Here is a 23,850-nt window from a genome sequence, read left to right on the forward strand (position 1 = left end):
AAGGCGGCATAAGCCGCCTTTATTTTAAAACTTGCCAGAACGTGGGAACCCCTTGGGCACCAGCCGCCCAGCGGACGCTCGGGCTGCAATCCACTCGACAAGCTCTTCCTTGCTGCGATTGAATGTGCGATCTGCTGAATCCTGCCATGACAGGCCTTCGCTGATTGCGAAGGTACGGACATCGGACACGCCGCCGTCCTTATACTTCTGCAAGCGAACGCCCTTGCCCCGGGTCATTTCCGGAATTTCCGCCAGCGGAAAGACAACCATCTTCCGATTCTCGCCCACGACCGCAATGTGATCCCCTGAAATGCGCTGGCAAAGCTTTGCTTCGTCCGGTGCCTTCACGTTCATCACCTGTTTGCCCTTGCGGGTATTGGCGACTGCTTCATTCTCGGAGACGATAAAGCCATTGCCTTCATGCGATACGAGCAAAAGCTTGGCTTGAGGATCATGGACAAAAGCTGTGAGGATATCCTGATCATTCTCCATATCGACGAGGATGCGGATCGGTTCTCCATGGCCGCGTCCGCCCGGAAGGGTGTTCGCACCAATGGTGAAGAACTTGCCACCTGTCGTGAAGAATAGAAGCTTATCAGTCGTTTCTGCATGGAAGGCAAGCTTGAGCTTATCACCTTCCTTGAAAGCCAGTGTAGAGAAGTCTGCCAGATGACCTTTCATCGCGCGCAGCCAGCCCTTTTCAGACACGACGATGGTTACCGGCTCACGCTCGATCATCGCCTGATGAATGTCTTCAAGGTCATGCGTCGGTGCTTCGGCAAATGTACTACGACGCTTGCCGAGTTTGGTTTCAGGGCCAAACTTTTCCCGAACAGCTTTGATTTCGGTGCTGATTTTCTTCCACTGGCGCGTGCCCGAAGCAAGCAGACCTTCCAGATCAGCCTTCTCGGCAGTCAACCCGTCGAATTCTTTGCGAATTTCAAACTCTTCAAGCTTGCGCAACGAACGCAGCCGCATGTTGAGGATCGCTTCGGCCTGATTATCCGTCAGATCGAAAGTCCGCATCAATTCCTGCTTAGGCTCATCCTCTTCACGAATGATGCGGATGACTTCATCAAGATTGAGATAGGCCTTCAGGAATCCGCCGAGGATTTCCAGACGCTTATCAATTTCCGCCAGACGGTATTCAGAACGGCGAACCAGCACTTCCTTGCGATGTTCAAGCCATTCCTTGAGCACGCCGCCCAGTGACAGAACATTCGGCACTTTGCCATGCGAAAGCACGTTCATGTTGAGCGAAACCCGGTTCTCAAGCTCGGTCAGCTTGAAAAGTGATTCCATCAGCAGTTCAGGATCGACCGTGCGGTTCTTCGGTTCCAGAACGATGCGGATATCTTCCGCAGACTCGTCGCGAATATCGTCGAGCAACGGCAGCTTCTTGGCGAGAAGCAGCTCTGCAATCTTTTCGATCAGGCGCGATTTCTGAACCTGATACGGAATCTCAGTGACAACAATCACCCAGGTTCCGCGGTTCCCCTCTTCCTTATGCCAGCGCGCACGCGAACGGAAAGAACCACGCCCGGTCCGATAGGCTTCAACAATATTGGCATGTTCTTCAACCAGAATGCCGCCGGTCGGGAAATCAGGACCACGTACCTTGCACTTCAAAAGGGCTGACGGATCGCTTTCCGCTTCCTTTTTCAGCTCTTCCCATTGATCCGGCGAAGTGACGAGTTCTTCAACTGTCGCTTCTGGATGGTTGATGAGATACAGCGCCGACGAGCACAGCTCCGCCACATTATGCGGAGGAATATTGGTCGCCATACCAACCGCGATGCCGGCCGAACCATTGGCAAGCAGGTTCGGGAACGCACCCGGGAGGACGATGGGTTCTTCATCCTCTTCATTATAGGTAGGGCGGAAGTCGATGGCGTTTTCGTTGATGCCTTCAAGAAGCAGCGTCGCCACTTCGGTCATACGCGCTTCGGTATAACGCATAGCAGCCGCATTATCGCCGTCGATATTGCCGAAATTGCCTTGCCCATCCACGAGCGGATAACGCACGGCAAAATCCTGTGCCAGACGCACCAGCGCATCGTAAATCGAGGCGTCGCCGTGTGGGTGGAATTTACCCATAACGTCACCGACGATACGCGCGCATTTTGCGTAAGCCTGATCGGGATTAAGTCGCAGCAGGCGCATGGCATGCATGATGCGGCGATGCACCGGTTTCAAACCGTCACGCACATCCGGCAGCGCACGATGCATGATCGTGGACAGCGCATAAGCGAGGTAGCGTTCCTCGAGTGCCGATTTAAGGTCGACCCGTTCGATGTGTTCTTCGCCGTCGCCCGGCGGAATCAGACTTTTACCCATAGTTCTCAGTACCAATTGCGCGATTCGTCAGCAAGTAGCGATGAGAACCAATCCAGTACATTCGTCGTAAATAAACCGTCATTTCATTTCTATACGAGAATTGTAGTGGTTTTCTCCACAACTATCATCGGATGAACAAAACGGGCTTTTTTTCCTTTCGTAAAAGCTTATGAAGTCATTTGAATTTTTTTACCAAAAGATCAGGAGCTATTAAATGCAGTTTTTCGTTGTTGGTAAGCGGACTATACGCACCTTCGCAGCAAGCACGGCGCTCTCGCTCGTTCTTGGCGGCGCAGCAATGGCTGCGGATGCAAATGCGGTCGCGGAACGCATCAAGGCATTGTATACCAAGCAGGGTGGTGAGCTGAACTTTTCCGAAGTGACGGCTGATGGCGATGATGTTCTTTTAAAAGGCGCGTCAATCAAGCTGCCTACGGTTTCCAAAGGTGCTGTTCCACTCGGTGATATAACGCTCGAAAACGTTCAGGATACACCTGAAGGCGGCTACAGCATTGAAAAAATTGCTGTTGCTGATATGGATTTCCCTGCTGAAGGCGCAGATAAGAACGATAAAGCCTCGATCAAAGGTATCTCGATGGAGAATGTCATTCTCCCATCGGAAAAAGCTGAAGGCCCCCTCAGCCAGATGATCTTCTATGATAAGATGAAGATTGATGAAGTAGCCGTCGGTACACCTGGAAGAGATGGCGCTCTCATCAAGGGAATGGAAGTCACCCTAAATTCAGCCAACAAGGCTGAAAAGATCGATTACGCTCTTACTATTGCTGATATTGATGCAACCTTCGATAAAGACGGCAAAAATCCACTTGCTCCGCTGGACATAAGTGCGTTGAAGGGCTCGATTAACTCGAAGGGCACATGGCAGCCGACTGCTGGCAATGCAACACTTGATCAGTTCGAAATCGATGCGAATGATCTTGGAAAAATCAACCTGACCGGTGCCATTGAGGGCTACGATCTATCGTTCGTAGAAGCTCTGCAGAAGACACAGGAAAACATGGCCAAGGCTGATGCCGAAAAGGATGCAGCAGGCCTCGCTTTTCTCGGTCTCGCGGAACAGCTGAGCCTCAAGAATCTTTCGATTCGCTTTGACAACGAAACACTCACACAGAAGCTGCTCGACTATTACGGCAAGCAGCAGGGCGCTGATGGCAAGCAGCTTGGCGAACAGCTGAAGATGATGGTTCCACTGATGGCTACACAGCTCAAGAACCCTGAATTTGCTCAGCAGCTCAAGACCGCAGCTGAAAAATACTTCGACGATCCAAAGTCGCTGACTGTTTCTGCTTCGCCTGACCAGTCGGTCAGCTTCGCATCCATCGTTGCGACTGCTTCGCTCGACCCAACGAAAATCATCCAGCTTCTGAAAATTGGTGTTGAAGCCAACAACTGATCAGATCGAGTTTGATCACATGAAATCCGGTGAGTTCTGCTCACCGGTTTTTTATTATTTACCAAAGAAAAAGCCCGGTCGGCGACCGGGCTTTTAAGTGTTCAGACGGGAGGAAATCAGCTCTTCTGAGTTGGTGCTAGGCGAATATGAAGATCGCGCAGCTGAGCTGGTGACACCTCCGAAGGCGCGTTCATCAAAAGATCAAGCGCCTGCTGGTTCATTGGGAAGAGCGAAATCTCGCGCAAATTCTTCGCACCAACCAGGAGCATGATAACGCGATCAATACCGGCTGCCATGCCGCCGTGTGGAGGCGCACCATACTGGAACGCGCGATAGAGACCGCCGAAGCGCTCTTCCACGTCCTGCTGGCTGAGGCCAACCTTTTCGAACGCCTTGACCATAACATCCGGCAGCTGGTTACGAATCGAGCCGGAAGCGATTTCAAAGCCATTACAGACGAGATCGTACTGGTAAGCCTTGAGCGTCAGCGGGTCCTGCGTTTCCAGTGCTTCCATGCCACCCTGTGGCATCGAGAAAGGGTTGTGCGCGAAGTCGAGCTTCTTGTTGTCTTCGTCCCATTCGTAGAACGGGAAGTCGATGATCCATGCGAGTTCAAAGCGATCACGATCAACGAGGTTCAGTTCTTCACCAGCACGCGTGCGGGCGTCGCCTGCGAATTTGTAGAACTTCGATGGCTGACCGGCTACGAAGAAGCAGGCATCGCCGTCGCCGAGACCCAGCTGGTTGCGGAGCGCTTCGGTTCGTTCTTCACCAATATTCTTGGCAATCGGACCTGCGCCTTCAAGCTTGTCGCCTTCTTTGCGCCAGAAGATATAACCGAGGCCCGGCTGGCCTTCACCCTGCGCCCATGAGTTCATGCGGTCGCAGAATGCACGCGAACCACCGGTCTTTGCGGGGATTGCCCAGACTTCTACTTTTGGATCGTTGGCGATCATGTTCGCGAAGACCTTGAAACCGGAACCAGCGAAATGCTCGGTCACTGCCTGCATTTCAATCGGGTTGCGCAGATCAGGCTTGTCCGAACCATAAGTGCGGATTGCGTCGTCATAAGCGATGCGACGGAACTGTTGCGTGACAGGCTTGCCTTCGGCAAACTCTTCAAAGATGCCGCGCATGACAGGTTCCATCGTTTCCCAGATTTCTTCCTGAGTAACGAAGCTCATTTCAAGGTCGAGCTGGTAAAACTCGCCCGGCAGACGATCTGCACGTGGATCTTCATCGCGGAAGCAAGGGGCGATCTGGAAGTAGCGGTCGAAACCGGCAACCATCAGAAGCTGCTTATACTGCTGCGGAGCCTGCGGCAGCGCATAGAACTTGCCTTCATGGATACGGCTTGGCACGAGGAAGTCGCGCGCGCCTTCCGGCGAAGAAGCTGTCAGGATCGGCGTCGAAAACTCATTGAAGCCGATTTCGGTCATGCGGCGACGCATTGCGCTAATGATCTTGGTACGGCTCATAATGTTCTTGTGCAGCGTTTCGCGGCGCAGATCGAGGAAGCGGTACTTGAGGCGAATATCTTCCGGATAGTCGGGCTCACCGAACACGGGCAGCGGCAGTTCCTTGGCAGCGGCCAGAACTTCGATCTCGGTTGCGAAAATTTCAACGTCGCCAGTTGGCAAATTGGCGTTCACGGCATCGCCTGCGCGGGCCTTCACTTCACCATCGACGCGAATAACCCATTCGCCGCGAACAGTTTCAGCAACCTTGAACGCGGGCGAATCAGGATCGGCCACGATCTGTGTGATGCCATAATGGTCGCGAAGATCGATGAAGAGAATGCCGCCATGGTCACGGACGCGGTGAACCCAGCCGGACAGACGGACATTGGAACCAACATCCGATTTGCGAAGGGCTGCGCAGGTATGGCTGCGATAACGGTGCATGATTTCTGCCTTTTGGAACTTTATAAATCTTGTGCAGGCAAAGCGCTGCAATTCCGGCGGAAAAGCGCATTTTGATCACACTTTGTCAAGCCGATACTGCCTATATCCAGGCACGTACAAGGCCTTGTTGAACCAGCTTGGCGGATTATGTCGACAAAAACCACTATTTACGTGCTATTGCATCACTATATACTTTTTGCAGTGCGACCAGCAGCCCGAAGCCATCCACCATTATCCAGAGCTTGTTTCAATCTGACTGATTCATATAGAAGCGTGCGCTAATCCTCCGTTAAACGTGCATCGTGTCCGAAAATCGCTTCACAGTTTTCGGGATGCGCTCTAAAAGAAAAACATGCAGCTCATCACGACCACAGAGGCCCTTGAAGAGGCCGTATCCGCCCTAGCCAAATCCGACTTTGTAACGGTCGATACCGAATTCATTCGGGAAACGACCTTCTGGCCGGAACTCTGTCTCATTCAGATGGCTTCGCCCGACCATACCGCTCTGGTCGATGCATTGGCACCCGGTCTTGATCTCGCTCCTTTCTTCCGCCTGATGGCCGATGAAAAAGTGGTAAAGGTGTTCCACGCAGCGCGCCAAGACATAGAAATCGTCTTTCACTTAGGCAATTTGATCCCTGCCCCGATTTTTGACAGTCAGGTTGCCGCTATGGTCTGCGGCTTTGGCGATGCCATTTCCTATGACGCTCTGGTTCAGAAAGTCACCGGAAAACACATCGACAAGTCCTCACGCTTTACTGACTGGCGCCGCCGTCCCCTGTCTGAAAAACAGCTCGATTACGCGCTGGCTGATGTCACCTATCTGCGCGATATCTACCTTTATCTCAAAGATGAGCTCCAGAAAGAAGGTCGTAGCGAGTGGGTTAACGAGGAAATGGCTGTTCTCAGTGCACGCGAGACTTATGATCTGCATCCAGATGATGCTTGGAAGCGTGTGAAGACCCGCATGCGTAAACCAATTGAGCTTGCAATCGTTCAGTCTGTTGCTGCATGGCGTGAACGTGAAGCACGCGAACGCAATGTTCCGCGTGGCCGCGTCATCAAGGACGACACGATTGCTGAAATCGCCCAGCAGCAGCCAAAAGATGCGGAAGCGCTGGGACGTCTTCGTTCGATTCCGAAAGGCTGGGAACGGTCGGCTCAAGCGGCGGGTCTGGTGAACGCCATCCAGACGGCATTGGCTATACCAAAAGAAGACCTGCCAAAGTTGCCAAAACAGTCTCATTCGCCAGAAGGCAGTGCTGCGGCTGCAGATATTCTCAAAGTGCTGCTCAAGCTTGTAACCGAAGAACACGGGGTTGCCGCCAAGATCGTTGCAAGTTCTGATGATATTGACAAGATCGCAGCCGAAGGCGAGAAAGCCAATGTTCCCGCCCTTCAGGGCTGGCGCCGCGAAGTCTTCGGTCAGAAAGCGCTTGATCTCATTGAAGGCAAAATCGGTATTCGGTTTGAAAACCGGCGCATTCAAGCTGTCGAATTAAACTAGAGTGCATTCTGAGAAATGTTAAACGGTCTTTAAAAAAAGAGGCACGATAAAACATAAGGAAAAGGCCGGCGGGAAAACTCCAGTCGGCCTTTTATCTTAAGTATTCTGACGAATTTAATGACGCTCGTTTGCGTCAATCGCACTATCTCCAATTGCAAAGAAGAGATTCTTTCCTGTCAGTTTTGCAAGCTGCTGCAAACGTCCTTCCGGACGATCAGAAATCAGGTCGGCAATGTCGCCCGGTACGACCAGCGCAACGCCATTTTCTTCTTCGCGCCAGTAAAGGCGCGGGATGACACCAGGCATAGATGCTGACAGTAGATAAATCACACGCAGCAATGCGCCAAGAAGCTTTGCCCGCGCACGCAAACGCGGCGTGGCAAGCTGCAGGATTTCCGGCGCTATTTCGTCTTCGACCAAACCTTCATGGCGATAATAATTCGCAAGCGCCATGAAAGAACGGCCCGGGTGATCGATGCCGCCGAATGAACCATGCGCAATGATGTTCAATGCCTGTGAACCGCGATAGTCGGGATGCGCGCGCCAACTGATGTCAGCCACGAGACACGCCGCCTGACGATAGCGACCTTCATCCTCAGTCTCATCGAAACCAAGGATGGGCAGTGAAAGCGTTGTCCAGGTGGCAAGTTCGCGTGCATGGCGCGGAGAGCGAGAACGCAGGATTGCCAGCTCTTCCGCTGAGGATAGAAGCGGATCAAGTCGCTGTTCGTTCTTGGGCAGCAACGAATAGAGATAGCCTTCACGAACACCCAGCGCCGAGAATACGATCTTGGAGGGCTTCATTCGACGAATGGTTTCGAGCAGAACGGCCGCACCGTAGCCAAGAAGCTGGCGACGGTTCTTGGATACAGCTTCGATGCCGCGCATCGTGTCGATATTGCCTTTGGCAACCCTTGTGAGAAAGCTCTTTGCTTCCACCGGATCCATCTCATAGCCATGCATGACGTGCAGCGGATAATGCTTGGCCGTCATGTGCAGCTTGGCGAGATTTCGCCATGTACCACCCACAGCGTAAAAAACCTGCCCTTGATGTTCTTCAAGCAGCGTTGCGCGCGCCAATTCCGTACGGGCAATCTTCGCGGCTTCCGGCAACTGCTCGTTGGACATATCCTGCAAACGCAAACCACCAAGCGGAAGGGTAATCCCCTCGCCGACCTCGTGGTCATTGACGCCAACCAGCTCCAGACTGCCACCGCCAAGGTCGCCAGTTACGCCCTGCGGTTTGTAAAAACCGGAAATGATACCCAAAGCAGAATAATAGGCTTCTTCCTTACCGGTCAGCACTTCAATGTGTCGTCCAAGAATGGCCTCGGCTTGCGAAATGAAATCGGGACCGTTTTTCGCTTCACGTGCAGCGGCTGTTGCGAGTGCATGAATTGAAACCGCCCCCGCCTGTTCGGCCAGAACGCGAAAACGCTTCAATGCGCGCAAGGCAATATCGACGGACTTCTCATTAAGCTTTCCGGTCTTGGCCAATCCTTTACCAAGACCACAGAGAAGCTTTTCATTGAAAAGCACTGTCGGAGACCGGACGATGCCCTCGTAAACAACGACTCGGATCGAGTTGGAACCGATATCGATAACCGCAACGGGTTTGAGCCCCTTCAAACGGCCTTGTGCAACTGCTGGACTCATGAAGTCGTTTTTCTTTCAGCCTGTGCACGTCTACGATGCGCAGTGAGGCGTGGGGCAGATGACTTCGGTGACTTTCCTCGACCAGACAAGCTGGGATTTGTCATGAAATATTCCTGCGCGTTGAAGGCTTCTTCTCCATCCGCCTTTTCTATCCGGCGAGAGGTACCATCCGCAAGTAGCTGATAGCTCTGTTGGTTATCAATTATGTTGGCAAACATAATTTGCGACAGAATCTGCTGGTGTACAGTGGCATTCGTTACTGGCACCAAAGTCTCGACACGGCGGTCCAGATTGCGCGGCATCATATCGGCAGAACCGATATAGACGATTGCCTTGTCGGACGGCAAATCATGCCCATTTCCGAAACAGAAAACACGGCTGTGCTCGAGAAAACGTCCGACAATCGACTTCGCGCGAATGTTGTTCGAAAGACCTGGAACCCCCGGACGCAGGCAGCAAATACCGCGTACAATCAGCTCAATATCAACCCCTGCCTGACTCGCTTTATAGAGCGCATCAATAATCTGTGGATCAACCAGCGAATTCATCTTCATCCAGATGGCAGCGGGCTTACCAGCCTTCGCATTGCTAATCTCATCTTCAATGTGCTTCAAGATTCGCGCGCGAAGCGTCAATGGTGAGATCGCGATTTTCATTTCCTCGGCTGGCTGCGCATAACCGGTAATGAAATTAAAGATATGCGCAACATCTCGCGCAATATCAGTATCTGAAGTAAAGAACGACAAATCGGTATAAATACGCGCCGTGATCGGGTGGTAATTTCCCGTACCAAGGTGAACATAGGAACGCAGTTTCTGATCTTCACGGCGAACAACCAGCGACATCTTTGCGTGCGTCTTCAGTTCGATAAAGCCGAACACCACCTGAACACCTGCACGCTCCAGATCGCGCGCCCAGCGAATATTGGCTTCTTCATCAAAACGCGCCTTCAGCTCGACAAGGGCCGTTACCGATTTGCCAGCTTCGGCCGCATCAACCAATGCACGCACAATGGGACTGTCATTGGATGTACGATAAAGCGTCTGCTTGATTGCAAGCACATCCGGATCAGCCGCAGCCTGACGAAGAAACTGCACCACCACGTCAAATGATTCATATGGATGATGGACCACTATGTCCTTTTCCCGAATTGCGGCAAAGCAATCGCCGCCATGCTCACGGATACGTTCGGGGAAACGCGGATTGTAAGACACGAATTTCAGATCATCGCGCGGAACCGACACAACTTCCGAAATCATGTTGAGCGCAAGAAGACCTTCAAGAACACTGATACGGTTTTCGGAAACACCGAGTTCAGTTGCAACAAAAACCCGCAATGCTTCAGGAATTTCAGCATCAAACTCTATACGGATCACCTGACCACGGCGGCGGCGCTTCAAAGCTGTTTCGAAAAGTCGAACCAAATCTTCCGCCTCTTCTTCCACTTCTATATCGCTGTCGCGAATGATGCGGAATGTTCCGGCGCCACGAACTTCATAGCCAGGGAACAGACGACCAATAAACAGGCTGACTGCATCTTCAATGGTGATAAAGCGGAAAGAGTTCTGCTGTTCAGACGGAAGCTGGATAAAGCGCTTCAGCGCAACCGGAATACGCAAAAGCGCCGTCATTGGATGACTATCGAGGCGGCGTGCGAGTTGCAGCGCAATCGAGAAACCAAGATTTGGAATAAACGGGAATGGATGCGCAGGATCGATTGAAAGCGGTGTCAGAACCGGGAAAATCGTTTCAAGAAAATGGCCTTCCAGCCAATCTTTTTCTGTTTCCGACAAGGCTGATGGGCGGACGATCTCGATATTTTCTTTTTCAAGTTCTTCGCGCAGCGTGCGCAAGCGTTCCTGCTGCCCTTCCTGAAGACGGCCTACTTCTTCCAGAACAAAATCAAGCTGTTCCTGTGGTGTGCGACCATCGGCGCTGCGCATGGCAACACCTGCACGCACCTGTGCCGCCAGACCCGCAATACGCACCATGAAGAATTCATCGAGATTGGCTGCAGAAATTGACAGGAAGCGCAGACGCTCAAGCAACGGCTGGCGTGTATTGCCAGCTTCTTCCAGAACACGACGGTTGAACTGCAGCCACGAAAACTCACGATTGACAAAGCGCTCCGGGCTTTGCATCAGCTCAGAAATCTTATCATCATTCATAGCTTCTTGAGCACCCCCAACTTTTCCGAGATTCTTTTCCGCGGAAAGACCGTTGGCTGGCTGAATGGTCAAATCAGTCGTTTGTGATGCCATAATGCTGTTTTCGTTCATTTTTCCTGTCCCGGCTTTTACCGGAAAATCCCGGCGCGACCATAAGCCTATGGCTGTCATATGACAGTTTGATAGCAAACCGCCTAAATTGTCTCCAGAATTGATGAAAACACTTCCAGAAACAAGCCGTTCGGGGTAAACGCTTTAAAAATAACTATTCAGACTGAATACCACGATCCAAAAGCGCCGGAGCATATTATGTCCGATCACATCATTCCGCACTTCCAGAACGACGCTGGTCACAATTCCATTGAAATCGGTGTCAAGGAATTCATGTGCGTCGGCGCGAACCCGCCCTTCGATCATCCGCATGTTTTTCTCGACATGGGTCATGAAAGCGAAGTCGTCTGCCCATATTGCTCGACACTCTATCGCTACAACCCGCAGCTTCACGCTGATGAAACTCTACCTGCTGGCTGCGTCTATGATGCGCCTGCGGATAAAGCTGCCTAAACATAAATAACGGCATTCGTGCCGCTGATATTATGAGCAGCTTGGTCAAGGGACGCATATTGATTGCAGGGGCCGGTGTTGCCGGTCTGAGTGCCGCGCTTGAATGTGCAGCGCGCGGATGGACTGTTCAGCTGGTTGAAAAAGCAAAAGCCCTGTCCGAAGTTGGCGCAGGTTTGCAGCTGGCTCCGAATGCGATGCGCCACCTTGAACGCCTCGGCGTTGCAAACCGCCTTTCCTCACAAGCCGTTACGCCAGAAGCACTCTATCTCATGGATGGGCGTAAGGCTCGCCCACTGCTCGCCATGCAACTCGGCGACAAGGCATTCAAACGTTGGCGTCATCCTTATATCGTTTGCCATCGTGCTGATTTGCAAACAGCGCTGTTAGATGCCTGCCTTGAGAATCCAAATATCGAGATTAATCTCGATGCTGAGATTATTGGCCATAAAGCAGATCAAAACGGCCTCACCGCAACGATCAGACGTGGTGGAGCAGATGAAGATATTGCAGCGGCCTATCTGGTTGCTTGCGACGGTGTTTGGTCTGCGCAGCGCGCCACGGCCGGATATGATAAAGCACGTTTCAGCGGTCATATCGCGTGGCGTACAACACTGGCAGCTAATGCCCTACCCTCAAGTTTCAGCGCCGCCGTACCGGAAAAAAAGTCCGTTTCTGCCTGGCTTGGACCGAAAGCGCATTTCATTGCTTATCCGGTAAAGGGCGGCGACTTCTTCAATTTCGTCGCCATAACGACCGGCGATAATCCTGGTGAGGTGTGGTCGAAGACAGGTGACAAAGTGCAATTGCAGTCTTTCTATGAAGGCTGGAGCAATCCTGTGCGTGATGTTCTCTCAGCTCCAACCGATTGGACCTACTGGCCGCTTTTTGAAATGGCTGAGGCTCAATTTGTCGGCCCGGACAGAACGGTCTTTCTCGGTGACGCCTCTCACGCAGTCACACCCTTTGCAGCGCAGGGTGCTGCCATGGCAATTGAAGATGCGGCAGCACTGGCCGAAGCATTGGATGACGGCGAGCCGAATTCAGCGCTGAAGCGATTTGATTCTATTCGCAAAGAGCGAATCGCAGCTGTTGCAAAACGGGGCCAACTGAACCGCTTTGCCTATCACGCTACAGGTGTATTTGCGCTGGGACGCAACATCCTCTTTGCGATGCGCAGTCCAGATACTTTCCTGAAAGATCTGGACTGGCTTTATGGCTACGATGCCGCTCAGGCTGTTCGGGGCTGATTGAAAAGCAACTCCGACGATCCCTTCAAGAAGCCTAGCTTCTCATAAAAAGGCGCCAGTCTTTCGGGGCAATAAAGCTCAAAACTTTTCACACGTCGCAACTTTTCATGCGATAATATGCGTTGAATAATTGTTTTTCCAAGTCCATGACCGCGAGCTTTTTCTGCGATGATCACATCAAAGATCATCGCCTTGAAGGTGAAGTCGCTTAATACGCGTGCAAAGCCGATTATGCTTCCCTCTGCATCATGACAAAAAATCGTCAGGTCGCAATGGTCCAACATATGTACGACGTCTTCAAACGATCGCGCTGCGGTCCACCATTCTTTGCTGTAAAAGTCATAAAATTCGCGGTGAGCTTCCGATGGTAGATGTTCAGACCAATGACATCTTGTCACGCTAACCTCCTCCTTAAGAACCGTAAACCTCTTGCAACTTTGACCCGTTCGGCAACCACGTTCAGCTTTGCGAAAAGTCGGGCAGCAAATAGAAAACACCCGCCGTTATTAGCGGCGGGTGTTTTTTAAGATGCAACCTGTTTTTTCAATGCAGAATCTGGCTCAGGAACAGCTTGGTGCGCTCATGCTGCGGATTGTCGAAGAACTCGGCTGGTGAGTTCTGCTCAACAATCTGCCCCTGATCCATGAAGATCACGCGGTTTGCAACCTGACGTGCAAAGCCCATTTCATGCGTTACGCAGATCATCGTCATGCCTTCATCCGCAAGGCTGACCATCGTATCGAGCACTTCCTTGACCATTTCCGGGTCGAGCGCCGATGTCGGCTCATCAAACAGCATCACTTTCGGGCTCATGCAAAGCGCACGGGCAATCGCCACACGCTGCTGCTGCCCACCCGAAAGCTGGCCCGGATATTTGTTGGCCTGCTCTGGAATCTTCACACGCTTCAAATAATGCATGGCGATTTCTTCCGCCTGCTTCTTGGGCATCTTGCGCACCCAGATTGGCGCCAACGTACAGTTTTCCAGAATGGTCAGATGCGGAAACAGGTTGAAGTGCTGAAACACCATGCCGACTTCGCGACGCACTTCATCGATCTTCTTGAGATCATTGGTGAGTTCGATGCCATCAACGATGATCTGGCCCTTCTGGTGTTCTTCCAGACGGTTGATACAGCGGATCATGGTGGATTTGCCGGAACCCGATGGTCCGGCAACGACGATGCGTTCGCCGCGCATGACTTTCAAATTGATGTCGCGCAGAACATGGAACTCACCATACCACTTGTGCATGTTCTTGATCTCGATGGCCACTTCGGTCTTCGAGACTTCGAGTTTTGACCGGTCGATTTCGACACCAAGCTCTGATTGCGGGAGGGCGCTTTGTGCACTCATTTGGACTATTCCCTTTATTCTTATCGTTTATGACCTGTGTCGAGCCGTCGTTCCATGAATATAGAGTATCGCGACATGGCGAAACAGAAAATCCAGAACACGAAGCCCGCAAAGACCAATCCAGTTGCAGGTGTCTGTGGAGAAGCCCAGTTTGCATCGGAAAAATTCTGTCGAACGATGCCGAGCAGATCAAACATACCAATGATGTAAACAAGGCTGGTGTCTTTAAACAAGCCAATAAATGTGTTCACGATACCGGGTATCACGAGCTTCAAAGCCTGTGGCAAAACGATGAGGTTGGTCTTTTGCCAGTAGCTGAGACCCAGTGCATCGGCGCCCTCATACTGGCCTCGAGGGATAGCCTGTAGGCCCCCACGCACCACTTCTGCCATATAAGCCGACGCAAAAAGTGCCACGCCGATAAGCGCTCGAAGCAGCTTGTCGAAAGTTACACCCGGCGGCAGGAACAGCGGCAACATTACGCTGGCCATGAACAGCACTGTGACCAACGGAACACCACGCACCGTTTCGATGAAGATAATAGACAGCGTCTTTATGACGGGCAGCTTTGATCTTCGTCCCAACGCCAATACGATACCCAGAGGCAGCGACACCGCGATACCGACGAACGACAGAACCAGTGTTACTAAAAGGCCGCCCCAAAGCGAAGTTTCGACATAACGCAGTCCAAAAGAGCCGCCGACCAACAAGAAAAAAGCAATAATGGGGAACACGAAGAAGAACAGAACCGCGTTTATCACCTTGTGCGGAATCTTGGGGATGAGCAACGGCAAAAGCAAAATGACAAACAATAAAGCGGTCACGTCAACGCGCCAACGTTCATCAAGCGGATAGCGCCCATAGATAAATTGCTGATACTTGGCATTTACAAAAGCCCAGCAAGCGCCTGACCAACCTTCTGGTTGCACACCACCCTGAACGATAGTGAGGCATGCGGTACGGTCTGTTCCTGTCCAGGCGGCATTCACAAAAAGCCATTGGATAATGGGCGGTAAAAACCATGCCACAAGCGCCAGACCAAAAACTGTCAAAGCAGCATCGACAGGCGTGGCAAAAAGATTGACACGCAACCAGTGCGCAACACCTTGAACAGAATGCGGTGGTGCTTCACCTTCGACCATTTGTGAGCGTACATATTGGAGACTTGAATTTTCCATGGTCATCTCTCCACCAACGCCATTTTCGCATTGAACCAGTTCATCAAACCAGAAACGATCAAGCTGATGCTGAGGTAAATCACCATCCATATGGCCACGACTTCAACGGCCTGTCCGGTCTGATTAAGAATTGTGCCTCCAACCGCAACAAGATCGGGGTAGCCGATGGCGATCGCCAACGATGAGTTTTTAATCAGGTTCAGATACTGGCTGGACAATGGCGGGATAATAATGCGCAAGGCCTGCGGCACGATGATCAGACGCATGGTTTGACCGGGACGCAGGCCCACAGCGTAAGCTGCTTCTGTCTGGCCCTTATTGACACCAAGCACGCCTGCACGCACGGTTTCTGCAATGAAAGAGGCCGTATAGAACGACAAAGCTAGAAGCAAAGCGAGGAATTCCGGCTTAACCTGTGCACCACCTGTCAAATTAAAAGTTCCAAGCTTCGGAAAATCAAATGAAACAGGAAATCCGGTCACGATGAGTGCCAGTATCGGCAAGCCGATAATCAAAGCAGCAGACACGCGCACCGTATGAAACGGCTGACCGGTCGCCATCTGGCGCCGTTTTGCCCAACGCCCCACAAAGAACGAAGCGACGATCCCAAGCAGAAGCGCAACCGCCAACAGCCATGCCCCTTCCCCCCAAACAGGCGACGGCATGAAAAAACCTCGATTGTTGAGATAAGTACCCAGCGGGAAAGAAAGACTGTCACGTGCCTGTGGCAGAACCGAAAGTACACCGAAATACCAAAAGAATATGACAAGCAGTGGTGGAATGTTGCGGAACACTTCTACATAAACCATGCAGATTTTTCGGATCAGCCAGTTGCGAGAAAGACGTCCAATGCCGACAAGGAAACCTATGATTGATGCCAAGATCACACCCAGCGCCGCAACATAAAGTGTATTAAGCAACCCAACCAGAAGGGCACGACCATAGGTAGAATCGCTCGTATAGGGAATGAGCGTTTGACTGATATCGAAGCCTGCGCGTCCGCTCAAAAAGCCGAAGCCGGAAGCGATATTGGCACGCTGAAGATTGGCAACCGTGTTACCCACGATCCAGTAAATAGAACCAATAACGACGACAAACACCACGATCTGATAAAAGATGCCGCGAAGCCGCGGATCATAAAGAAGTGATGTGCCACTACCGCTACGGCGTTGATCAGTTGAAGAATAGGAAGCCATATGTTCCCTGTTTCTCTCGGCTACTGCATCCGCTTTGAAAATAGCTAACGATCCCGCCCCATCGGAAAACCATTTCAGAGCAGTTACATAGAATGCCAAAGAATGCGGCCCTGGCCATCTCGTTCAGAGCACGAATTAAATTGTCGAATACGAGTGTTCTGGCATGACGGGAAGATAATGCCGTTTATGAAAATGCAAAAACGGCGTTAAATCTCTACCTAGACAAATATGGCGGGCACACTGCTGCCCCCGCCCATGTCAACAACCAGGCCCGATATCAGCGAATCGGCATACCGTACTGCAGACCGCCCTTGTTCCACTGCGCATTAAGACCACGAGCGATCTTCAACGGGCTGCCGGCGCCAAGATTACGCTCAAACAGTTCGCCATAATTGCCGACACCTTTTACGATGTTTACTACCCAATCGTTGGTGAGACCAAGATCTGTTCCGATCTTCGTATCAGCTTCCGACCCGAGCAGACGCTTGATTTCCGGATTATCGGAATTCTTCATCTCTTCCACATTAGCCTGAGTTACACCGAATTCTTCGGCATTCAGTAGCGCATAGTGTGTCCAACGAACGACATCTGCCCATTTGGAGTCGCCCTGACGGACAGCCGGTCCGAGCGGCTCTTTGGAAATGATTTCTGGAAGAACCACATGATCGTCAGGATTCGCCAGTGTCAAACGAATTGAATAGAGACCTGACTGGTCAGTCGTATAAGCGTCGCAGCGGCCTGAATCATAGGCCGAATTAGCTTCTTCGACCTTTTCAAAAACAACGGGATTATATTCCATCTTATTGGCACGGAAATAGTCGGCCATATTCAGTTCAGTTGTCGTTCCTGCCTGTACGCAGATAGATGCACCAGACAATTGCAATGCAGAATTGATCCCCGAAAGCTTCTTCGAGTTGATCATGAAACCCTGACCATCGTAATAATTGATGCCCGGAAAATCGAGGCCCAATGATGTGTCGCGGCTGATTGTTGCCGTCGTGTTACGGACCAGAACATCCACTTCGCCTGATTGCAGCGCAGTAAAACGTTCTTTGGCATTCAGCGGCGTAAATTTCACCTTGGTCGGGTCACCAAAAATCGCAGAGGCAATTGCACGGCAATAATCGACATCGAAACCAGACCAATCACCCTTGTCATTCGGAGCGGCAAACCCCAGCAAACCGGTGTTGACGCCACATTGTAGAAAGCCCTTGTTCTTTACATCGGAAAGCGTGTCAGCCGATGCCCCCGAAGCCGCGCCAAACAACGCCGCTACACCCAATACCCCTGTCAAAACAGTTTTTTTCATCTGGCCTGCAACCTTTTGTGTTCCCTGGAGATCATCAGAACTCGTCATCCTGAGCGTCTCTGTTGCTTTATTTTTGTGCACAGAGTTGAGAAATAAGAACTGGTCCCTCCCCAATCCATGCATTACGCAGGCTGTCGCTCACCCGGAGCCGTTATCGACTCTCTAATTTTAAAGGTCAGCAATACCCGACGCCTTCACCCCCCTATCGAAGGCGATATTTTGGATTTGGTCAAGCGGTTAACGCTTAGGAAAGCACCTAAAAATCAAAAATGGTGGCTTCTCAGCTTCTCACTTTTACACGTTTTCCCAATTTCCGGGTAACGCTGTTCATGTTATTGATCAGCGCAATCCGAAAAAACGCTTCACTAATATTATTGATATATATCAATATGGTAACGCGATATAAAGCGCATATAAACTGTAAATACCTTCGACATTTTTGCTGTTTCAGACACGCGGCATCATCTTCCCTCCCTCAAGTGAAAAAATAATATTTCGCGTAGCCATAAAGCGCGCTGTCCACCATGTCGCGATAAAGCCAATAGCCAGTCCAGCAACGACATCCGTTGGATAATGCGCACCCGCAGCGAGCCTGCTGACAACGAAAAGCAAACAAACTGGTACGGTTAAGTACCTCCAGCGCGGAAGGAAAATCCAGAGTGAGACCAGCATAATACCCGCCATCATTGAATGGCCCGATGGGAAACTTTCATAAGAATGTTCACCTCGAAAAGGTGCAAAATAGGCAGATCCCAAATCATCCAGCAGAATCGGGCGTGCCCTTCCGATCACCAGTTTGCCAATCTCAGTCGGAATACTGCCAACGACGATTGAGGCGAGTATCAGCGTTGCCCAACAATGGAAACGAACGAGGATCTCCCGCGCATTCAAGTGAATGCCAGGGGAAAGTAGAAAAGCGGTGACTACCCAGATGATGATCGCTATCCCAAGCCAGACAACAGTTCGGATCAAGTCGGTGATCTTGCGAAGAATCTCCATAACCACAAAGTCGCTGTTCATGGCTGAGCGAATGATCTCTGCATCCCACAAGTGAAGGATAAGCAAAAGGAAGGGCAATAAAACCGCGATCGCTGTCATCTCGATCGTCCAACTTGACTGCGCACCCGGATATGCAGGTTTTAAAAGCGCTTTTATTAATTCCAATGCTGCACGGGCCGGGTAGAAAATCACACTTATTGCCGTGCGCTCATTAAAATCAGGCATACCGCGATTACACTTCCTCTGGTTTAGATTATCACTGTTACAAAGCTGCATATTGCATCCGCAACATACGGGCCTTATCCATAAATCAGGATCATCCATCAGAATGGAAACGAAGCCTGTTTTGCAAAACTAATCCGGAAGACATAGTCGACCGGAAAACTTGCATAAATCTCTAAAAGAGATTGGGTAGATCAGCATGCAACATGGCCTGGAGGCAATTTCGTGACTAACAAACAAGATACATCAGAAAAGCTGGGTATAAACACGCGCCTGACCCGCGACGGATACAACCCTCGCGATTATCACGGTTTCGTCAATCCACCGGTCGTACGTGCCTCTACTGTACTATTCCCAGATGCCCAAACCATGGCTACCGGCAATCAGAAATATACTTATGGCACGCGTGGAACGCCAACCAGCGAAGCGCTTTGTAAAGCTATTGATGCACTCGAAGGCTCGGCGGGAACGGTATGCGTGCCCTCTGGTCTGGCGGCAGTAACAGTGCCTCTGCTTGGCTTTCTATCGCCTGGCGACCATGTGTTATTTGTCGATTCGATCTATAATCCCACACGCCATTTTGCTGATACCATTCTAAAACGTATGCGTATCGAGGTCGAATATTATGATCCGGAAATCGGATCTGGTATAGCGGCACTTATGCGCCCCAATACCAAAGTGGTCTTCACGGAATCGCCTGCATCCAACACGTTCGAAATTCAGGATATTCCAGCGATTGCGCAAGCCGCACACGACGCTGGTGCAATCGTCATGATGGATAACACATGGGCTACGCCGCTTTACTTCAAGCCGTTGGATTTCGGGGTAGACATCAGTATTCATGCCTCGACCAAATACCCCGCCGGCCATGCAGATATTTTGTTCGGAACAATCTCTGCGAATGAAAAATGTTGGCCACAACTGCTTGAAACCCACGGTACACTCGGCCTTTGTGCAGCCCCTGACGACGCCTATCAAATCCTACGTGGCCTTCGCACGATGGGAGTCCGTCTGGAACATCATCGCAAGAGCGCACTTGAAGTTGCTCACTGGCTCGAAAGCCACCCCGCTGTGGAGCGTGTTTTGCACCCTGCCCTTGAAAGCCATCCAAGCCATGAACTTTGGAAACGCGATTTCAAAGGTTCGTCAGGCGTCTTTGCCTTTGTGCTGAAAGGCGGAGGAAGAAAGGAAGCTCATGCTTTCCTGAATGCGCTTAAGATATTTGGACTTGGTTATTCTTGGGGCGGATACGCGAGCCTTGCGAATGAAGTTGGGTTAAAAGACCGCAGTGTTGCGAAGGGCGACTATCCAGGCCCCCTCATTCGTTTGCAGATTGGCTTGGAAGATGTTGCCGATCTCATTGCTGATCTGGAACAGGGGTTCGCGGCAATCTGAGAATAGACCATCAGTCATAGAAACCGTCATCCATCACAATTATTAATGATTGTGATGGATCTATATTAAAATAACTTGATCAAAATCGATATTTTACAAGAAAATATATAGGAAAATCGACTTCCATCACCGACGATAAATATTTATACTTATTATTATCGGCAATTAAAACGGCTTAAGACAGTGCGATTTTTTAGCTTTATGACCCCTCCTTTCTGCTCTGCCTTAAAATCTTTTTTTCCATTTTTTATTTTAGTAATTTCCCTTATCCCGGCAAACGCACAGGAAGCCCCACTACGACAAGTGAAAGTTGGGGTCTATGTCAGCGAGCCTTTTGTCATCAAGGAAGGGGAAACATATAATGGTATGGCCGTCGACCTTTGGCGCGACCTAGGTACACGCCTTGGATTGGTTTCCCAATTTGTCGAATATCCCAATTACAATGAGCTTGTGAAAGCCGTCTCCGAAAAACAGGTTGATGCTGCGGTAACCAATCTCACGATCACCGAAAGCCGCGCGGAAGTAGTTGATTTTACGCACCCATGGTTTGACGCCGGGTTGCGTATCATGATTCACAAAGAAGCGGGAAATGGATGGGATGACCTGATCGAAGGTCTTGAGGACGCAGGGCATCTCGCGACATATGCCTGGATTGGTATTGTTATTCTGATTGCCACAATCGCTCTTACCATTTTTGATCGACGATTTGATGCCAATTTCCCTCCGCGTTGGATAGAAGGGTTGGCAGAGAGTTTTTATCACGTGGTTTCTCTTGCAACATCAGGCAAAAGCTCTCGCAAGAACCTCTTCGGATGGGCTGGCCGAATATGGCAGGCATTCTGGCTGGTGTTTGGTATCGCTGTGGTTGCATATGTTACGTCATCAGTAACAAGTGTTATGACAGTCACGCATATTTCCAATAAAATTAATAACCTGGCAGACTTACAAAACAAAACTGTCGGCGTTCGCACGGGAAGCATTGCTCAACAGATACTTACGGCAAGATCTATTTCCACAGTCACTTTTAACCACCTGCCAGAAGCTGTTTCAGCCCTCACAAATGATGAAATATCTGCCATTGTGGGTGACAGTCCGGTATTAGCATATTACGCGCACAAAAACCTCGATGAGCCTGTCGAGATGGTTGGGAACATTTTTAGCCCCGACAAATATGGCTTTGCGTTCCCACGTAATAGCGATCTCGTAAAACCTGCCTCGGTGGCCATAATCAGCCTTGAAGAAAATGAGACTCTGGCTGCTTTGAAAGAAAAATATTTTGGACCTGATGAATGAAATTTCATTGGAAACCAAAGTAGTGAATGCCATGTCAGTTCGGCATTTCGCTTGCGCATAAAATGCGATAAGGATTGGATTGCTTAATATATTCGGAATGCAGGTGCCATCTACACCAAAGGAAACGACCATGATGAACTGGGTTTTTATCCTGCAAGGCGTTATTGCTATTGGCCTCGCGGGTCTGGCGATTGCTGTTATTCTGCGTCATCGTGCGTCAAAATAGATTTCTTAGAGCAGCACGGGAACTTCTTTGAGCTATTCATCGTTTGTTTATCAATAACGTTGTTCAGGAGAATTCCGATGAAACTCACTCTGAAAATGGCGCTGATCGCTTTGGGTGTAATCTCCGCTGGTGCTGCTCATGCAGCAAATGCAATCGTTACAACCAATCTCAATGTGCGGACCGGGCCTGGGACAGGTTACGCATCGCTTGGGAGTATTCCCAGTAGAGCTCCTGTAAATGTTCATGGGTGCACATCGGGTTACGGATGGTGTCAAGTCAATTACGGTGGGCTTACTGGTTGGGCTTCGTCCCGCTATCTAGCTATGCGCGAAGGCACCGGAAGCGGATCATCCAATGATTTCAGCCGCAATGCGGCATTGATTGGCATTCCTCTTATCGCTGGTGTAGCTATTGGCGCAGCTATCAATGATCGAAATGACCGATGGGATCGAGATCGCTGGAATCGGAGTAGAAACTGGGACAGAGGGCGTCATTGGGATCGCCCAAGAGGAAATTGGGATCGTCCACATCGCAACCAAAGGTGGAGATCAAATTCGAGCGACCGTGGCAACGGCCCAAGAGGCCATTAAGCATCTAATAAGGAGGCGTTGCATATAAGGAGGAGCTGTTTTCAATTCTCTCGTGCAGAGCATCATCGCCAGCCGTCATTGAAGCTGATAACGATCGAAATGCTGCGATCAAAGCAGTCCGAAAGTGACAGCAATACCGATTAACCACTTAATATCGTCATCCATTACCAGCCACATGCTTTCTGCCCGTAGGCAATTATGTCCTGCTATCCCCTGCCCGGCCTTAAGATCGTCTCCGGCGAGATAGACGGCAGTGTCGGGCTTAAGGCTTATCTGCTTCCAGCCCGCACAGTTGCTCGCATTACTCGCGCACCCCGCCAAGCTCAAGGCAAAGCCTGTAAGCATCCATGTTGATAACTCCCTCATCTATATCCGCCCTCTTTTGAATTGCCTTTGCGGTTGCTTCTGCTACGGCCAATGCTGCACGTTGACGCTCTTTGATGGTCCGGGCCACATATCCAGCCCCCAGACACAAAAAAGCCGCTAGAACAGCGGCGGCGGTGATCTTCAACCAGTTAGGGATTGCGCTCATATCGCATCCACCAGCTTTTCAAGCTTGGCCTTGGCCTGTGGCATCGTGAAGATTGCATATGCGGTGAGTGCGAGAACGAACACGACGAGCACCATCTGGACGCGCCAATCGACAAACGGGATTGCAGCCCCTGCCCCACCGCTGCCGATCCAAGACCAGAACCGCGACGATTTCGAGATCGGCTTTTCAACGACCGGCTTAGGTAGCACATCGTTCGGTTTGGCTTCGATGATGGTATCAACGCCATAGCCCTCTGCCAGCAATGCCTTGTCGTACTCACGTGCATAGCCTGCAATCAGATCGGCCTTGTCGGTTCCATTGACGATCCGTCGGGCGCCTTTGAAGTCGGACTTCTGCAGGGTGATGTAATCGGAAAGCTTCTTGCCAGTGAACCAGCCTTCGACCATGCCAGCGATGATGATCGGTGCGGCATATTCCGGCTTGAGTAACAATTCAGGCTTTGCCACGAAGTCGACACCAAGAACCTTGCTAGCCTTTTCGTAGTTCACCTTTCGTTGAACGGCTTCATCGTATGGGCCGTTTCATGATAGGCAGTGGCAAGCATGTACGCCATCTGATTGCGCAACAGTTAGCGTTCTCGACCAGCCTCAATCAAGAGGCGGGTATCGCCAAAGTTCATATTCACGGTGTTTCCTTTCGGCAAAAGAAAAGGTCCCGTAATGCAGGGCCTGATAAGTTGATATATTTGTCCGCTAGGAGCCTAACCGCTTCTTCACATGACATATCGCGATGCTGGCAA

The 23,850-nt window shown here is 50.8% G+C and carries 19 protein-coding genes; 7 read left to right on the forward strand and 12 right to left on the reverse strand.

The annotated features are described in order from the left end of the window. Positions 1 to 24: 24 nt before the first annotated feature. Positions 25 to 2,337, reverse strand: a complete 2,313-nt coding sequence (locus H5024_RS08785) for a DNA topoisomerase IV subunit A (protein ID WP_187545497.1) — start codon at positions 2,335 to 2,337, stop codon at positions 25 to 27. Between the two features lie 214 nt (positions 2,338 to 2,551). On the opposite strand from H5024_RS08785, the gene H5024_RS08790 reads away from it, so the two are divergent. Then, a complete protein-coding gene (locus H5024_RS08790) occupies positions 2,552 to 3,751 on the forward strand; it encodes a hypothetical protein (protein WP_187545500.1) in 1,200 nt (399 codons plus the stop codon). A gap of 116 nt (positions 3,752 to 3,867) precedes the next feature. Here the strand turns inward: H5024_RS08790 and aspS are convergent, their stop codons facing one another. Next, the gene (gene aspS, locus H5024_RS08795; protein ID WP_187545503.1) at positions 3,868 to 5,655 is read right to left on the reverse strand and encodes an aspartate--tRNA ligase; all 1,788 of its coding nucleotides are present in this window, start codon (positions 5,653 to 5,655) and stop codon (positions 3,868 to 3,870) included. A gap of 352 nt (positions 5,656 to 6,007) precedes the next feature. On the opposite strand from aspS, the gene rnd reads away from it, so the two are divergent. Further along, complete coding sequence (rnd, locus tag H5024_RS08800; protein ID WP_187545506.1) at positions 6,008 to 7,162, forward strand: ribonuclease D; 1,155 nt, start codon at positions 6,008 to 6,010, stop codon at positions 7,160 to 7,162. A 114-nt stretch (positions 7,163 to 7,276) separates the two neighbouring features. On the opposite strand, the gene ppx is transcribed toward rnd, so the two are convergent. Together ppx and H5024_RS08810 are read right to left on the reverse strand one after the other, a co-directional pair. Next, a complete protein-coding gene (gene ppx / locus H5024_RS08805; RefSeq protein WP_187545508.1) occupies positions 7,277 to 8,818 on the reverse strand; it encodes an exopolyphosphatase in 1,542 nt (513 codons plus the stop codon). Beyond that, a complete protein-coding gene (locus H5024_RS08810; RefSeq protein WP_187545511.1) occupies positions 8,815 to 11,097 on the reverse strand; it encodes an RNA degradosome polyphosphate kinase in 2,283 nt (760 codons plus the stop codon). Before H5024_RS08810 ends, ppx begins: the two co-directional genes overlap by 4 nt. Before the next feature lie 198 nt (positions 11,098 to 11,295). Here H5024_RS08810 and H5024_RS08815 point away from each other — a divergent pair, with 198 nt between their 5' ends. Both H5024_RS08815 and H5024_RS08820 read left to right on the forward strand, forming a co-directional pair. Beyond that, positions 11,296 to 11,550: a zinc-finger domain-containing protein gene (locus tag H5024_RS08815; protein WP_187545513.1), complete on the forward strand. Its 255-nt coding sequence runs from the start codon at positions 11,296 to 11,298 to the stop codon at positions 11,548 to 11,550. 41 nt (positions 11,551 to 11,591) lie between these two features. Beyond that, a complete protein-coding gene (locus tag H5024_RS08820; protein WP_187546721.1) occupies positions 11,592 to 12,797 on the forward strand; it encodes an FAD-binding protein in 1,206 nt (401 codons plus the stop codon). Here the strand turns inward: H5024_RS08820 and H5024_RS21605 are convergent. From H5024_RS21605 to lpxE, 6 genes are all read right to left on the reverse strand, one after another. Beyond that, a complete protein-coding gene (locus H5024_RS21605) occupies positions 12,779 to 13,294 on the reverse strand; it encodes a GNAT family N-acetyltransferase (protein WP_348770680.1) in 516 nt (171 codons plus the stop codon). The two genes, H5024_RS08820 and H5024_RS21605, sit on opposite strands and share 19 nt — an antisense overlap. Before the next feature lie 46 nt (positions 13,295 to 13,340). Continuing rightward, positions 13,341 to 14,150, reverse strand: a complete 810-nt coding sequence (locus H5024_RS08830) for an amino acid ABC transporter ATP-binding protein (RefSeq protein WP_187545516.1) — start codon at positions 14,148 to 14,150, stop codon at positions 13,341 to 13,343. 20 nt (positions 14,151 to 14,170) lie between these two features. Continuing rightward, entirely contained in the window at positions 14,171 to 15,328 is a 1,158-nt protein-coding gene (locus tag H5024_RS08835) for an amino acid ABC transporter permease (protein ID WP_187545518.1), read from the reverse strand. Between the two features lie 2 nt (positions 15,329 to 15,330). After that, positions 15,331 to 16,524 (reverse strand): amino acid ABC transporter permease, encoded by a 1,194-nt coding sequence (locus H5024_RS08840; RefSeq protein ID WP_187545521.1) that lies wholly within the window; start codon positions 16,522 to 16,524, stop codon positions 15,331 to 15,333. A 277-nt stretch (positions 16,525 to 16,801) separates the two neighbouring features. Further along, positions 16,802 to 17,833, reverse strand: coding sequence for an amino acid ABC transporter substrate-binding protein (locus H5024_RS08845; RefSeq protein WP_187546726.1), 1,032 nt, complete (start codon positions 17,831 to 17,833; stop codon positions 16,802 to 16,804). Between the two features lie 447 nt (positions 17,834 to 18,280). Next, positions 18,281 to 19,057: a lipid A 1-phosphatase LpxE gene (lpxE, locus tag H5024_RS08850; RefSeq protein ID WP_187546728.1), complete on the reverse strand. Its 777-nt coding sequence runs from the start codon at positions 19,055 to 19,057 to the stop codon at positions 18,281 to 18,283. A 222-nt stretch (positions 19,058 to 19,279) separates the two neighbouring features. Here lpxE and H5024_RS08855 point away from each other — a divergent pair, with 222 nt between their 5' ends. From H5024_RS08855 to H5024_RS08865, 3 genes are all read left to right on the forward strand, one after another. Further along, positions 19,280 to 20,449 carry a cystathionine beta-lyase gene (locus tag H5024_RS08855; RefSeq protein WP_187545523.1) on the forward strand — a complete coding sequence of 390 codons (1,170 nt, stop codon included), beginning with the start codon at positions 19,280 to 19,282 and terminating at the stop codon, positions 20,447 to 20,449. Between the two features lie 201 nt (positions 20,450 to 20,650). Further along, a complete protein-coding gene (locus tag H5024_RS08860) occupies positions 20,651 to 21,742 on the forward strand; it encodes a transporter substrate-binding domain-containing protein (RefSeq protein WP_187545525.1) in 1,092 nt (363 codons plus the stop codon). 303 nt (positions 21,743 to 22,045) lie between these two features. Further along, positions 22,046 to 22,558: an SH3 domain-containing protein gene (locus H5024_RS08865; protein WP_187545528.1), complete on the forward strand. Its 513-nt coding sequence runs from the start codon at positions 22,046 to 22,048 to the stop codon at positions 22,556 to 22,558. A gap of 301 nt (positions 22,559 to 22,859) precedes the next feature. Here the strand turns inward: H5024_RS08865 and H5024_RS08870 are convergent, their stop codons facing one another. Continuing rightward, positions 22,860 to 23,090 carry a hypothetical protein gene (locus H5024_RS08870; RefSeq protein ID WP_187546791.1) on the reverse strand — a complete coding sequence of 77 codons (231 nt, stop codon included), beginning with the start codon at positions 23,088 to 23,090 and terminating at the stop codon, positions 22,860 to 22,862. After that, the gene (locus H5024_RS08875) at positions 23,087 to 23,599 is read right to left on the reverse strand and encodes a hypothetical protein (protein ID WP_247875224.1); all 513 of its coding nucleotides are present in this window, start codon (positions 23,597 to 23,599) and stop codon (positions 23,087 to 23,089) included. Before H5024_RS08875 ends, H5024_RS08870 begins: the two co-directional genes overlap by 4 nt. Positions 23,600 to 23,850 lie beyond the last annotated feature (251 nt).

The organism is Ochrobactrum sp. Marseille-Q0166 (assembly GCF_014397025.1).
Lineage (GTDB): Bacteria > Pseudomonadota > Alphaproteobacteria > Rhizobiales > Rhizobiaceae > Brucella.